The sequence below is a fragment of the Holdemanella biformis DSM 3989 genome (assembly GCF_000156655.1).
GTDB classification, from domain to species: Bacteria; Bacillota_I; Bacilli_A; order Erysipelotrichales; family Erysipelotrichaceae; genus Holdemanella; species Holdemanella biformis.
Genome location: NZ_DS996841.1, coordinates 232304 through 246787, shown reverse-complemented (window position 1 = coordinate 246787; position 14484 = coordinate 232304). Strand labels below are relative to the sequence as shown.

Genomic DNA, 14484 nt, shown 5'->3' with positions numbered 1-14484 from the left:
TTTGTCTAGGTATTGGATACTATTTGTCAATTACGACTAAAAATCCTTTAACGGCATTCTATTTTTTCTTTGTGGCTGTTGTACTTGTCATTATTGGAACGTATTTATTGTTTACATCTATATCAGTGACTTTCTTAAAATTAATGAAAAAAAATAAGAATTACTACTATAAGACGAATCACTTTATTAGTGTTTCTGGCATGATGTATCGTATGAAACAAAATGCCGTAGGACTAGCTAATATCTGTATTCTTTCAACGATGGTCTTAGTCATGTTGTCTACAACACTAAGTATGTGGTCAAGTATTGATCGTGTTGTGGATTCACAATATCCTCGAAGTGTAATGGGAAATGGATATGGGGATGCTTCCAATATTGATTTTGATGAAATGAATGAAGAATTGATTCGTATGGGCATTGTTCCAAAGAATCTTCTTGCGTATAAGAGATTGGATTATGCTGGATATTTAAAGAATGGAACTTTGATTACGGATTATCGGAATGAGGGGATGAATGCGGTAAATGAAGTACAAGAATTTTATTGTTTTCCACTAAAAGATATTCAGGACTATGAAAATATTAAGGGGTCTTTAAAACCAAATGAAATCTATGTGTATTCTAATGCAGAGACGATTAAGAAAAAGACTTTGTCTTTATTTGGAAAAGAATATGTTGTAAAAAAACAATTGGATCATTTGAAGATGGATGAGAGTAATCCTAATGTGACAGAACATTATTATATTATTGTGAATTCAGAAAAGACTTTAGAGAAGATGCAACAAGATCAGATACATGTGTATGGCGATAATGCGAGTGCAATACGTGCTTATTATTCGTTTGATTGTGATGCGAATGAGCGTGAAGTTATTAAAAAGTTAGGTCAGAATGAGAATATAAATGATTTTATTTGGTTAAGTAAATTGGATCAGAAACAAGGTTTGATTGAATTATATGCAGGCATCTTATTTATTGGAATCTTCTTAAGCTTTTTATTCATCATGGCAACCATTCTGATTATGTACTATAAACAAATTACAGAAGGCTATGAAGATAAGGATCGTTTTGAGATCATGCAAAAAGTAGGTCTTGAACAACAAGATGTAAAGAAGGCTATTCATTCACAGGTATTAACGGTATTCTTTATGCCATTACTTGTGGCAGGGCTTCATGTTTGTTTTGCGTATCCAATGATTGAAAAGCTACTTCATTTATTATTTGTGAGTGATTCATGGCTTTATATTCGTACGACAATATTCTGTTTTGTGGCCTTTGCGCTAGTCTACATTGTGATTTATGTATTAACTTCAAAAATCTATTATGGAATCGTGAAAAGAAATGTTTAATTGGATATTAGGATTTCTTTTGATTGGGTTATGTATCTATATTTATTATGTAAATCATCATGGAATTTAGTACTCGATTAGAGTACTATTTTTTTAGGTGATATATATGTTTATTAATGGATTTGACATCTTATGGGATGAAATTGATGATTATGTGGCCGATATTCAAAGTATTCGAAGTATTGATCAATTAACTTTTAGTAAGCCAGTGACTTTCTTTTGTGGGGAAAATGGAAGTGGTAAGTCTACTTTATTAGAGGCTCTTGCGATTAAAAATGGATTGAATCCAGAGGGTGGAACAAGAAATTATGATTTTTCTACGTATGATTCGTATTCTAGTTTACATAAACATATGCGTTTGTGGCGTAATAGAAAACCGGATTGGATGTATTTCTTGCGTGCAGAAAGCTTCTATAATGTGGCGACAAAGGAAATGGAATATGGAGGAATTTTTTCTGAAAGATACCATGATCAATCGCATGGTCAGAGTTTCTTTTCTGTATTGATGAAACAAACAAATAAAAATGGATTATACTTTCTAGATGAACCTGAAGCAGCTTTATCTTGTCAGAATCAATTGGCCTTACTCTATTTGATTGAGGAATGTGTGAAACAAAATTGTCAGTTTATCATTGCGACACACTCACCGATATTATTGGGCTTTCCCAATGCTCAAATCTTATCGTTTGATGATGGTAAGGTAGAAGAAGTAGATTATAAATCGACGTCTAGCTATCAAACAATGAAATTGTTTTTGGATCGGTATGATTATTTTGTGAAAGATATTCAAGAGAATAATGAAGGAGGGATATTGTGATTAAATTAATTGCGATTGGAAAGAATAAAGATAAGGCGTTACAGTCTTTAGAGAAAGAATATATGAAGCGATTGTCGGCTTTTTGTAAGTTTAGTGAAATCGAAGTCAAGGATGAGGCAAATGAGCATGTTTCTAGAGAAGCCGAGGTTTTATTGGTGAAAGAAAAAGAGGGAAATCGTGTTCTAGAAAAATTATCAGATCAAGATTTTGTAGTATTGCTTGATCTTCATGGCAAAATGATTGATTCTGAGACGTTTGCGAAAAATTTGGATACTTGGCAAATGAAGCATTCAAATATTGTTTTTGTGATTGCGGGAAGTCTAGGACCGAGTGAAAAATTAGTTTCTAGAGCGAATTATCGTTGGAAATTATCGGATCTAACTTTTACACATTTGATGACGCGAGTTTTGATGTTGGAGCAGATTTATCGTGGTTTTATGATCAATAATGGTCGTAATTACCACAAGTAGATGATGTAAGCGCTTTTTGTGAAATATTTTACTTGTGAAAAACTAGTCAATCAATTTATGTAGTGATATAATGGATGTGCAAAAAAATGACAGTAGGAGGAATATACATGACAAAGAGAACTGTTAAAGACCTTGATGTAGCTGGAAAAAAGGTCATCGTACGTTGTGATTTTAACGTGCCAAGAAAAGATGGTGTTATCACTGATGATAACCGTATCGTAATGGCTTTACCTACAATTAAATATTTAGTAGAAAACAAAGCTAAAGTTATTTTGATGTCTCACTTAGGAAAAGTTAAGACTGAAGAAGACAAAGCTAAAAACAACTTGGAATGCGTAGCTGTACGTTTACAAGAATTGTTACCAGATGTAAAAGTAACTTTCTGCCCAGTAACTCGTGGTGAAGAATTAGAAAACGCTGTAAATGCATTAGCTGATGGAGAAATCGTATTAATGCAAAATACTCGTTACGAAAAAGGCGAAAGCAAAAACGATCCTGAATTAGGTGCATATTGGGCTAGCTTAGGTGAAGTATTCGTTGAAGATGCATTCGGATCTGTTCACCGTGCTCACGCTTCTACTGTAGGTATCCCTACAAATATTAAAGAAAATGGATTAGGATTCTTAGTAGAAAAAGAAGTTACAATGTTAGGAAAAGCTGTTGATGAACCAGCTCATCCATTCGTAGCTATCATTGGTGGATCTAAAGTATCTAGTAAGATCGATGTTGTTGACAACTTATTGAAAAAAGCTGATAAAGTTATCATCGGTGGTGGAATGGCTTATACATTCTCTAAAGCTGTTGGTGGTTCAATCGGTACTTCATTGGTTGAAGATGACAAATTAGATTTAGCAAAAGAATATTTAGAAAAAGCTGGAGACAAATTAGTTCTTCCTGTAGATAACGTAATCGCTGATGCATTTAGTGAAGAAGCTAACACTAGTGTTGCTGATGCTGGACAAATTCCTGATGGATGGATGGGATTAGATATTGGTCCTAAATCTGTTGAATTGTTCAAAGAAACTTTAGCTGGTGCTAAAACTGTAGTATGGAATGGACCTATGGGTGTATTCGAAATGCCTAAATTTGCTAAAGGTACTGAAGAAGTATGTAAAGCAATTTCTGAATTACCAGAAGCTATTACAGTAATTGGTGGTGGAGATTCTGCTGCTGCTGCAAAACAATTAGGATATGCAGACAAATTCTCTCACGTTTCAACTGGTGGTGGAGCTAGTTTGGAATATATGGAAGGTAAAACATTACCTGGTATCGCTATTATCAGCGAAAAGTAATAAGGAGATGTACTTAAAATGAGAAAACCTATTATCGTTGGAAACTGGAAAATGAATAAAAACAACGCTGAAACAAAAGCTTTCTTCGAAGCTGTTGATGGTGTTGCTGCTAGCGAAAATGCTACTTATGGAATTGGATGTCCATTTACTGATTTAAGAACTGCATTGGATCACGCTAAAAACTTAGTTGTAGCTGCTGAAAACTGCCACTTTGAAGATAGTGGAGCTTTCACTGGTGAAGTTAGTGTTCCTATGTTAGAAGAAATGGGAGTTAAATACTGCATTATCGGTCACTCAGAACGTCGTGAAATGTTCGGCGATACAGATGAAACAGTTAACAAAAAAGCAAAACGTTTGATCAAAGCTGGAATCACTCCAATCTTATGTGTTGGTGAAACAGAAGCTGATTATGATGCTGGAAACTCAGAAAAAGTAATTCGTGAAGAATTAGCTGGTTCTTTAGCTGACTTATGTCCAAAATGTGTTGGTGAAATGGTAATTGCTTACGAACCAATCTGGGCTATCGGAACTGGAAAATCTGCTTCAGTTGAAATTGCTGAAAACTGCTGTAAAATCGTACGTGACCAAGTTAAGGTTATGTATGGTGAAGAAGCTGCTGAAAAAGTACGTATCCAATATGGTGGAAGTGTTAAACCTAATAACATCGTTGAATATATGGCTCAACCAGATATCGATGGTGCATTAATTGGTGGTGCTAGTTTGAAAGAAGATAGCTTCACAGAAATCATTGAAAAAACAAAATAATTGATGATTATATAGGCCTCTTTGAGGCCTTTTATTTTTAGCTGTTTCTAACCAAAAATAAATTTAAGGGTTGTTTGTGAGGTGGTTTCGTGGTAAACTAATCATGAACTATTTTAAATAGGGGGTAGAATAAAATGAACTTTGTAGAAAATAATGGTAAAAAAGTCGCAGCAATTCTTTGTGTAGCATCTGCTTTCCCTGTTGTCGCAACAGTGGTTGCAGCCAAGGAAGAACCAGGATGGCATGGCGATCGTTACGTAAACGAAGATAAAACTGTAGCTAAAGGATGGCAAGAAATTGAAGGAAAATCTTACTATTTCTCAGAAGATGGTACAGTAAACTCTTCAAAAACTGAAAATGCCACTACAGCAAGTGTTTCAAGTAACATTACGGGGGAAGTGAAAGAAACAGTAACAACAGCTAGTCAAGAAGCTGTAAAACAAGAAACTGAAGAAAAAGCAGTTGTAGATGAAACACCTGTTCAAACTGAAGAAGTTAAAACAGAAACAACTACAGATACAACAACAGATACTACTGAAACTCCAGAAGCTCCTGTAGCTCCAGAACAAACTCCAGAGCAAAATCCAACACCTGCTCCAGAGGCTCCTGCAGCTCCAGAACAAACTCCAGAGCAAAATCCAACACCTGCTCCAGAGGCTCCTGCAGCTCCAGAACAAACTCCAGAGCAAAATCCAACACCTGCCCCGGAAGCTCCTGCAGCTCCAGAACAAACACCAGAGCAAAATCCAACACCTGCTCCAGAAGCTCCTGCAGCTCCAGAACAGACTCCTGCTCCTGCTCCAGAAGAAACTGTAACACCAGCACCAGAACAAACAGCTTCTAGCTTAGGTGATCGTATTTCTTCATCAGCCCAAGGTTTAGTCGGTGTAACGGATGGATTATGGTGTACACAAGTTGTACAACAAGCATTAGCTAATGCGGGTGTAAGTGATGCATATCAATTATGGCCTGATCAATATCAAGGTGTATATGGATATTATACAGATAGTCCTCAAGCTGGTGACTTGATTTACTACAACAATGGTGGACGTGGCGTTGACCACATCGCCGTATATATTGGAAATGGACAAGCTGTACACGGAAACTATAATGGTAAAACTGTAATAGCTAGTGCATACCAAAATGGTATGGGTAATCCACAATATATTCGTGTAGTAAGATAATTGAATTTTTAAGCTTGGCAATTTGCCAGGCTTTTTTTTAATTCTTTTGTATTGTATAATATGATGTAGTTTTGGAGGCTATTATTTATGAATGAAGCATATAAAAATCTTTTAGAGAGAAGAAGTGTTCGAAAATATAATGATAAAAAGGTCAGTCATGACTTAATTGAAAAAATTGTTTATGCAGGTCAATGTGCGCCTAGTGGAATGAATCGTCAAATCTATGCTTTTGTGGTTGTCGAAGATGAAGAGTTAGTTAATGTGTTATCTAAAATGAATGCAGAAGTTATGAATTCATCATCGGATCCTTTCTATGGAGCTAAAAGTATGATCATTGTATTTGCGGATTCAAATGCACCGACATATTTATATGATGGAGCCTTAGCTATGGGAAATCTAATGAACGCTGCTAATGCCTTAGGTGTCGATTCATGTTGGATCCATCGTGCTAAAGAAGTTTTTGAAACGGATTTTGGTAAAGAATTAAAGAAAAAATGGGGCTTACCAGAATCTTATGAAGGAATTGGCCATTGTATTTTAGGTTATCGTGCAAATACGCTTGACAAGCGTGCTGAAAGAACTTCTAAGGTGATTTATGCATAATATACGTATTGGACAAGCTGTAGATATTCATCAACTTCAAGAGGGTAGAAAACTCATTCTAGGCGGTGTAGAAATCGAACATTCAAAAGGTTTGTTAGGACATTCAGATGCCGATGTTTTAGTACATGCGGTAGGTGAAAGTATTTTAGGAGCCCTTGCATTAGGAGATTTAGGAAAGCATTTTCCGGATACGGATCCTAAATATAAAGGCGCGAATAGTTTAGATTTATTGGCTCATATCTATGAAATGATGAATGAAATGGGTTACCAGATTGGAAATGTGGATGCGACAATCTTGGCAGAAAGACCGAAAATGGCACCACACATTATGGCTATGCGAAAAAATATTGCAGCTGTTTTACATTGTGATATGGAAGACATTTCCATTAAGGCTACGCGTGGAGAAAAGCTAGGCTTTGTAGGAAATGAAGAGGGCATAGTGAGTTTAAGTGTTTGTATATTGGAGAAAAAAAGATGAGAGTTGTAATTCAAAGGGCAAAAAACGCAAAATGTACAGTTGAAGGGCAAGTGACAGGACAAATTGATCATGGCTATTGTATTTTTGTAGGTTTTAATAATGAGGATACTGAAGAAATCATTGATAAAATGATTCATAAAATTTTATTTTTACGTATTTTTGAAGATGAAAATGGGAAGATGAATAAATCGATTCAAGATGTAAATGGTAGTATTCTATCTATTTCACAATTTACTTTATATGCGGATTGTAAAAAGGGGAATCGCCCAAGTTTTACAAATGCAGGAAAGCCCGATGTAGCTACAGTATTATATGATCAATTTAATCAGAAGTTACAAGATCAAGGTATGCATGTAGAAAAGGGGATTTTTGGAGCCGATATGAAGATTGAATTGTTGAATGATGGTCCAGTTACAATTGTATTGGATTCGAAGGAGTTATTTTAATGGAAATTATATATGGAAATATATTGGCAGAAAGTATTAAGTCTTCAATGAAACAAAAGATTGATGACATTCGTGCCCAAAATAAAAGATTACCTTTATTAAGTGTAGTTCTTGTAGGAAATAATCCGGCAAGTATGTCTTATGTTCGTGGTAAAGAAAAGGCTTGTTCTTCAATAGGAATGCTTCAAAAAACGATTCGCTTAGATGAAAATGTATCGCAAGAAGAATTGAGTAATGTGATTATGGAGCTAAATCTAGATCCGGAAGTGGATGGTATTTTAGTACAGATGCCACTACCAGAACATTTAGATGAAACGGCCGCATTAGAATTGATTGATCCACAAAAAGATGTGGATGGATTACACCCTATGAATGCCGGGTGTTTATTGACAAATCGTCCAGGCTTTATTCCATGTACTCCACAAGGGGTGATGGCTATGTTAGATTCGATTGGATATAAAGATTTATCGGGAAAACGTGCTGTTGTTTGTGGAAGAAGTAATTTAGTTGGAAAACCCGTCGCATTATTGCTTCAAAATCGCAATGCGACAGTTACAATTGTACATTCGAAAACACCAAATATTGAACAGATTGCTTCACAAGCGGATGTTTTGATTGTTGCGATGGGTGTTAGTCAAATGGTCAATGAAAATTGGGTAAAAGAAGGAGCTGTCGTGATTGATGTGGGAATCAATCGTGTCAATGGAAAACTTGTTGGGGATTGTGACTTCGAATCGGTTGCGAAAAAAGCAAGTTATGTAAGTCCTGTGCCAAAAGGTGTTGGTCCAATGACGGTTTGTATGTTATTATCGAATACGCTAGATGCATATAAAATGCATATGCAGGGAGAATAATTATGGAATATGGATTAAATGATATTGTTGAAATGAAAAAAGAGCATCCTTGTCATAAGTCCACAGAATGGAAAATTATTCGCATGGGTGCTGATATTCGAATTAAGTGTTTGGGTTGTGGAGCAAGTGTTTTGATGCCTAGACAAAAATTTGAAAAGAAATTGAAAAAAGTAATTCGACATGAAGAAGAATAGAGAGGATGTATTGAATTATGCCATTAACTGCAGGAATTGTTGGTCTTCCTAACGTAGGAAAATCGACTTTATTTAACGCTATCACAAAATCTCAAGTGGAAGCTGCAAACTATCCATTTGCGACAATTCAGCCAAATGTAGGTGTTGTAGAAGTACCAGACTATCGTATTGATCGTTTAGTTGAAATCTTCAATCCTAAAAAAACGATTTATACAACATTTGAATTTACTGATATTGCAGGATTAGTAAAGGGAGCAAGTCAAGGTGAAGGTTTGGGTAACCAATTCTTATCGAACATTCGTTTAACAGATGCGATTTGTCACGTAGTTCGTTGTTTTGACAATCCGGATATTACACACGTAGAAAATAGTGTGGATCCAATTCGTGATATTGAAATTATCAACTTAGAATTGACTTTAGCTGACCTTCAAACAATTGAAAATCGTAGAAGTAAGATTGAACGTAAGGCTAAGACAAACAAAGATAAAGAATCATTGGATGAACTTGCTTTATTGGATCGTCTTCAACCTGTTTTAGAAGAAGGAAAACCAGCGCGTTCATTAGAATTAAATGAAGAAGAACAAATTTTGATGAAGGGTTATAACTTATTGACCGCAAAACCTATGATTTATGTTGCCAACTTAGATGATGAAGGTATTATGGATCCAGATTCATGTGCTTACTACAATCAAGTAAAAGAATATGCTGCAAGTCAAAATAATCAAGTCGTTGCCTTGTGTGCGCAAATGGAAGAGGAATTGTCTGGTTTAGATAAAGAAGAAAAAGATGCGTTCTTAGAAGAATTAGGTGTTGAAACATCTGGCTTAGATCAATTGATTCAAGAAGCCTATTCCGTATTAGATTTATGTACATTCTTAACGGCTGGAGAAGATGAATGTCGTGCATGGACATTCAAAAAAGGTATGAAAGCACCGGATTGTGCTGGTGTTATCCACACAGATTTCAAAAAAGGCTTTATTCGAGCAGAAGTATATCGCTTTGATGATATTGATGAATTGGGTAGTGAATTAGCTATTAAAGAAGCAGGACGTTTACGCCTAGAAGGAAAGGATTATGTCGTTCAAGATGGCGATGTAATGCATTTTAGATTTAATGTTTAGTCTACAAAGTATTGTCTATTTGGTGATTGCCGTTATTCTATCCATGTCAATTCATGAAACAGCTCATGGCTTAGTTTCTTATTGGATGGGAGATCCAACCGCTAAATTAGAGGGAAGATTAAGTCTAAATCCTTTTAAACATGTGGATTGGCTAGGCTTAGTTTGTCTATTGATCTGTGGATTTGGATGGGCAAAACCGGTTCCAATTGATGCAAGATATTATAAAGACGCAAAAACAGGGATTATTTGGACTAGTTTTGCGGGGCCTGTCGCAAATTTTCTTTTAAGCTTTATTTGTATATTCCTGTTTTATGCACTTTATAAATTTGCACCTCAATTTATGATGACAAGTGTTGGTTATTTTGTATCAAACACATTGACCTATACAGGACTTATTTCTACGGGATTTGGAATTTTTAACTTAATTCCAGTTCCACCACTAGATGGATCGAAAATATTATTTTCATTTTTACCAGATGATAAGTATTATAAATTTATTGATGGTGCACCATGGATGAACATCTTATTTATCTTTTTGATTTTTACAGGTCTATTAGATTATCCACTAGGTATGTTACGTTCAAATATGATTCAATTTTTCGAGATGATCGCAAAGATGATTTTAGGTTTCTAAAGTCATCTTTTTTAAACGCTTTCACAAAAAATGACATTTTACTAAAAATTAACATAAATTTAATATTGTTTTGACATTATTTTTATTGCATAATAAAGACGTCGCAATGTGGAATTTTTTGCGTGAAAAAATTGAAAATAAAATATTCATTTTATAAAAGGAGTTCAAGATGGAAATAGTTACAATGGTCTTATCCCTATTAGGTGGCATTGCGTTATTTTTGTTCGGTATGTCTTTAATGGGCGATGGACTAAAAAGCGTAGCTGGTAATAAGTTAGAAGCATTCTTGTACAAGATGACAAACACAAGTCTAAAAGGTGTTGCCCTAGGTGCAGGTGTTACTTCTGTTATTCAATCTAGTAGTGCTACGACAGTAATGGTCATTGGTTTTGTTAACTCAGGTATGATGAAACTAAGACAAGCAATCGGTATTATTATGGGTGCTAATATTGGTACAAGTATTACCGGTTGGATATTGTGTTTATCTTATGTTGGTGGATCAAGTGGTATCGCTAGCTTATTTTCAACAGCTACGATCACAACATTGTTTGCGTTTATTGGTATTTGTTTAAAAACATTTGGAAAACGTACAACACATAAAAATGTGGGAAACATCATGCTTGGTTTTGCAATTTTAATGACAGGTATGCAACAAATGAGTGGTGCTGTTTCACCTTTAAGAACAAATGAAACATTCATTAGTATGCTTACAATGTTCTCAAATCCAATTATGGGTATTCTTGTTGGTATTTTGTTTACAGCTGTTCTACAAAGTGCAAGTGCTGCCATTGGTATTTTACAAGCCTTGTCAATGACTGGTTCTTTAACGTTTGCTGCTGCTTTTCCAATTACGTTAGGGGTTGGAATTGGAGCCGCTTGTCCTGTGTTGATTTCTGCCTTAAGTGCAAATAAAAATGGAAAGCGAACAGCCATTGAATATTTATTAAATGATGTTTTCGGTATGATTATATGGTCAATTTTATTTTATGGTGCGAATGCATTTATACATTTTACCTTTGTGAATATGGTCATGACACCTGTAACGATTGCTTTAATGAACACCGTTCTTCGTTCTGGGGCGATTCTAGTTTTATTCTGGTTTATTCCACAAATTGAAAAATTATTAATGGTATTCATTAAAGACAGTCCTGAAGATTTAGAAGAACAAGCGGACTTTGATTTATTAGAAGAACGTTTGATTCCATATCCTGCTTTGGCAATTGCACAATGTCATCGTGTTATGAATGGTATGGCTAAAAAAGTGCGTAACAATGTGAATCGTGCGATGAACCTAATTAATGAATTTAGACCTGAAAAATACGAAAAAGTTGGGCGTAAAGAAAAATTGATTGATAAATATGAAGCACGTTTAGGTTCTTATTTGATGCAACTTACAAAACAAGCATTAAATACTGAACAAACAAGACAAGCCTCATTATATCTTCATACTATTAGTGACTTTGAAAGAATTGGTGATCATGCTGCAGATATTGCCAAGATGTCAAAGAGTATCAATGAAAATCGTATGGAAATGTCGGAAGCGGCTATGGATGAATTAAATCTTGTCATGGAAGCTGTTCGTGAATCTATGAATATGACATATCATGCTTATTTAGAAGATGATCTTGTGTTAGCTAGACGTGTATCCCCACTTGGAATTGTCATTCGTGGACTTTGTGATGAAATGAAATTACGTCACGTTGAACGTTTATCACAAGGAAACTGTGGACTTGAAGAAGGTACAGTCTTCAATGATTTATTGAATAGTTTAAATCGTATTGCCACGCATTGTGCAAGTAGTATGGTGGCCTTGATTAAGATTCGTGAAAAAGATACAGATATCCATATTCACGATTCAAAGGTATATGCGATCGAAGGTGACGATTATAAAACAACGTTGGCTGAATATCAAGAAAAATATGATCTTGGACAAAGAAAAGGTCGTATTGTAAGTATGGAAGACGATCAAGTTGAATAGAAATTAAAAAAGGGCCTGAGAAATCAGGCCTTTGATGTATTAATTTGAATGTCACATTTGTCTTGGATTGAAAAAGTATTAAAATAGGCTTCTTCTAAAGGAATCCATTGTTGAATGAAATTATTCAACATCTTTGGATTTCTTTTTCTTAGTCTTTCTATTTGTTCATCTTTATTGACTGTTAAGAAAACGGAAAAATCATAATATTTTTGAAGACGAGAATGCATAGAATAAGAGCCTTCTATAATATTGAATGGTTTATATGGAATCAAGATAGCATGTTCTATAGACATAGTTGAGCAATTAAATTTACACAACTTCACATCTTCATGTTTTGATAATGGAATCAATATCTCTTGTTCAAAACGTTCATGATCCACATTTTCTCCAGGACTTTCAAGCCTTTCTTTTGTCCTTTGAAAAGGTTGTAGAAAGAAATCATCCATTTTAAATACGTTACAGTCATATATTTGTTTAAGTAAGTCTGCAAGTGTTGTCTTACCCGAAGCACAACGACCATCAATTGAAATCATAGAAGGGTGATTGTTGTCTATATATTTGAATAGTTCTAAAAATGGAATATATTTTTTGTGAATCAAACGATATGCAGGATGATACAATTGATTGAACGTATCTGAATGATGAATTGCAGGATACCCCTCTTTTTTCCATTTTAAAAGTAAATCCTTAGATTTTTCGAATGAAAAGGGAAGAGTATTGTCGAAGATAAGATCTAAAAGAGTTTGAATCTTATCTTCAAGTTGTTTGATCCCATTTTTTTCTTGTTGGCATGATCGTATAAATAAGGTACTTAGTGTGTTTACATTTAAGCCATAATTCAAATGTAGACGAATATAGTCACCATCTAATTCTTCAATTGAATTTGAAGAATCTTGATGATTTTGTAGTTCTTGTTCAATACTTGATTTGACGGTAGAAAAATCAGAAACAAGGTGTTCACATCCAAAACTACTTTGGTACAAAAACTTCATAAGGTCTTGTAATTCAAGTTGTGGATATAATTTAAATTGATTAAGTATATATTCTTTTGTGTTCATAGAAATTATTTTACCATATTCTTTTCTTTTTGATTATAGATAAAAACTATAACAAGTGCATATTTTTAAATATTATAAATAATCAATAAGAAATGATAAAATAATGTCATTGGAGGAAATTGACTAATGTTGAATATTAAATATGATATTGTAGGATCTTTTTTAAGACCACAAGAAATTAAAGAGGCTCGTGCTAAATTTAATAATAATGAAATCACATATGAACAATTACGTGATATTGAGGATGAACAAATCGCAAAATTGGTTGCCAAAGAAGTACAACACGGATTAAAGTTTGTGACGGATGGAGAGTTTCGTCGTCGCTGGTGGCATTTGGATTGGCTAAAAGAATTTGATGGTTTTACCACAAAACACTTAGATAAGTTTATTAATGGAAGAAACAATCATATTGAATTGGGTATGATTGAAGGAAAGATCTTCTATGATCCAAATAAGGCACATAAAGAAATGTACGCATGGGATTTCTTAAAGAAGGAAGCAAGTAAATATGGTGTAGAAGCCAAGAAATGTATTTCTGGACCAAATATGATTTTGATTGATCATTTCTTACAACTAGGCATTAAAGATACACCATATTATGGTACGGATATTGAAGCGGTGATTGAAGATATTGGATTGGCATATCAAGCAGCCATTCGTGATTTCTATAATCATGGTTGTCGCTATATTCAAATTGATGATACTTCATGGACATATATGATTGACGATACGTTTGTATCAAAGGTAGAAGGTTTGGGTTATACAAAAGCACAAGTACTAGATTGGTTTGTGCGTGTAAGTACAAAGGCTTTAGAAAATCGTCCAGAAGATATGCAGATCGCAACACATTTCTGTAAAGGAAACTTCAAAGGAAATCCATTATTCCATGGATTCTATGATACGATTGCCAAATCGGTCGCAAGTATTCCATACGATGGCTATTTTGTAGAATATGATGATGCTCGTAGTGGAACCTTTGATCCTTGGGCTGTTTTAAAAGGCACTGACCGCACATTTGTAGCTGGCTTGATTTCGACTAAGCGTAAAGAATTAGAAGAGCATGACGCGATTAAAGAGCGTTATGAACAAGCTAAAGCTGTAGTTGGTGAGAATATTGCACTTTCTCCACAATGTGGATTTGCCTCTGTAGAAGAAGGTAACTGCATTGATGAAGAAACACAATGGAAGAAAATTGATTTATTGGTATCTTGCCAAGACTTCATTTAAGGGAAATCGTTCGATTTCTC

16 protein-coding genes are annotated in these 14484 nt (G+C 34.6%); 15 read left to right on the top strand and 1 reads right to left on the bottom strand.

The annotated features are described in order from the left end of the window. The 14 genes from EUBIFOR_RS02720 to EUBIFOR_RS02655 form a co-directional block, all read left to right on the top strand. Window positions 1-1343, top strand: a 1343-nt coding sequence (locus EUBIFOR_RS02720) for an ABC transporter permease (protein ID WP_003864378.1), incomplete at its 5' end; no start/stop codon positions are given. A 106-nt stretch (window positions 1344-1449) separates the two neighbouring features. Next, window positions 1450-2160 carry an AAA family ATPase gene (locus tag EUBIFOR_RS02715; protein WP_003864377.1) on the top strand — a complete coding sequence of 237 codons (711 nt, stop codon included), beginning with the start codon at window positions 1450-1452 and terminating at the stop codon, window positions 2158-2160. After that, complete coding sequence (locus tag EUBIFOR_RS02710) at window positions 2157-2630, top strand: 23S rRNA (pseudouridine(1915)-N(3))-methyltransferase RlmH (protein ID WP_003864376.1); 474 nt, start codon at window positions 2157-2159, stop codon at window positions 2628-2630. Before EUBIFOR_RS02715 ends, EUBIFOR_RS02710 begins: the two co-directional genes overlap by 4 nt. Before the next feature lie 107 nt (window positions 2631-2737). Next, on the top strand, window positions 2738-3922 hold the full coding sequence (locus EUBIFOR_RS13225) for a phosphoglycerate kinase (protein WP_040466096.1): 1185 nt from the start codon (window positions 2738-2740) through the stop codon (window positions 3920-3922). Window positions 3923-3940: 18 nt separating this feature from the next. Beyond that, the gene (tpiA, locus tag EUBIFOR_RS13220; protein WP_003864374.1) at window positions 3941-4687 is read left to right on the top strand and encodes a triose-phosphate isomerase; all 747 of its coding nucleotides are present in this window, start codon (window positions 3941-3943) and stop codon (window positions 4685-4687) included. Between the two features lie 134 nt (window positions 4688-4821). Continuing rightward, window positions 4822-5871 carry an NlpC/P60 family protein gene (locus EUBIFOR_RS02695; RefSeq protein WP_003864373.1) on the top strand — a complete coding sequence of 350 codons (1050 nt, stop codon included), beginning with the start codon at window positions 4822-4824 and terminating at the stop codon, window positions 5869-5871. 87 nt (window positions 5872-5958) lie between these two features. After that, complete coding sequence (locus EUBIFOR_RS02690) at window positions 5959-6474, top strand: nitroreductase (RefSeq protein WP_003864372.1); 516 nt, start codon at window positions 5959-5961, stop codon at window positions 6472-6474. Then, on the top strand, window positions 6467-6952 hold the full coding sequence (gene ispF / locus EUBIFOR_RS02685) for a 2-C-methyl-D-erythritol 2,4-cyclodiphosphate synthase (protein WP_003864371.1): 486 nt from the start codon (window positions 6467-6469) through the stop codon (window positions 6950-6952). Before EUBIFOR_RS02690 ends, ispF begins: the two co-directional genes overlap by 8 nt. Further along, window positions 6949-7398, top strand: a complete 450-nt coding sequence (gene dtd / locus EUBIFOR_RS02680) for a D-aminoacyl-tRNA deacylase (protein WP_003864370.1) — start codon at window positions 6949-6951, stop codon at window positions 7396-7398. The genes ispF and dtd overlap by 4 nt, the downstream gene beginning before the upstream one ends. Further along, the gene (gene folD / locus EUBIFOR_RS02675; protein ID WP_003864369.1) at window positions 7398-8252 is read left to right on the top strand and encodes a bifunctional methylenetetrahydrofolate dehydrogenase/methenyltetrahydrofolate cyclohydrolase FolD; all 855 of its coding nucleotides are present in this window, start codon (window positions 7398-7400) and stop codon (window positions 8250-8252) included. The genes dtd and folD overlap by 1 nt, the downstream gene beginning before the upstream one ends. A 2-nt stretch (window positions 8253-8254) precedes the next feature. Next, window positions 8255-8446, top strand: a complete 192-nt coding sequence (locus tag EUBIFOR_RS02670; RefSeq protein ID WP_003864368.1) for a DUF951 domain-containing protein — start codon at window positions 8255-8257, stop codon at window positions 8444-8446. Between the two features lie 17 nt (window positions 8447-8463). Continuing rightward, complete coding sequence (ychF, locus tag EUBIFOR_RS02665; protein ID WP_003864367.1) at window positions 8464-9567, top strand: redox-regulated ATPase YchF; 1104 nt, start codon at window positions 8464-8466, stop codon at window positions 9565-9567. Further along, the gene (locus EUBIFOR_RS02660) at window positions 9560-10201 is read left to right on the top strand and encodes a site-2 protease family protein (RefSeq protein WP_003864366.1); all 642 of its coding nucleotides are present in this window, start codon (window positions 9560-9562) and stop codon (window positions 10199-10201) included. The genes ychF and EUBIFOR_RS02660 overlap by 8 nt, the downstream gene beginning before the upstream one ends. A gap of 169 nt (window positions 10202-10370) precedes the next feature. After that, window positions 10371-12179, top strand: a complete 1809-nt coding sequence (locus tag EUBIFOR_RS02655) for a Na/Pi cotransporter family protein (RefSeq protein WP_003864365.1) — start codon at window positions 10371-10373, stop codon at window positions 12177-12179. Window positions 12180-12202: 23 nt separating this feature from the next. Here EUBIFOR_RS02655 and EUBIFOR_RS12070 read toward each other — a convergent pair whose 3' ends face one another. Continuing rightward, window positions 12203-13237, bottom strand: coding sequence for a uridine kinase family protein (locus EUBIFOR_RS12070; protein ID WP_003864364.1), 1035 nt, complete (start codon window positions 13235-13237; stop codon window positions 12203-12205). A gap of 126 nt (window positions 13238-13363) precedes the next feature. Between EUBIFOR_RS12070 and EUBIFOR_RS02645 the strand changes: the two genes are divergently transcribed. Next, window positions 13364-14464 carry a uroporphyrinogen decarboxylase/cobalamine-independent methonine synthase family protein gene (locus tag EUBIFOR_RS02645; protein WP_003864363.1) on the top strand — a complete coding sequence of 367 codons (1101 nt, stop codon included), beginning with the start codon at window positions 13364-13366 and terminating at the stop codon, window positions 14462-14464. Window positions 14465-14484 lie beyond the last annotated feature (20 nt).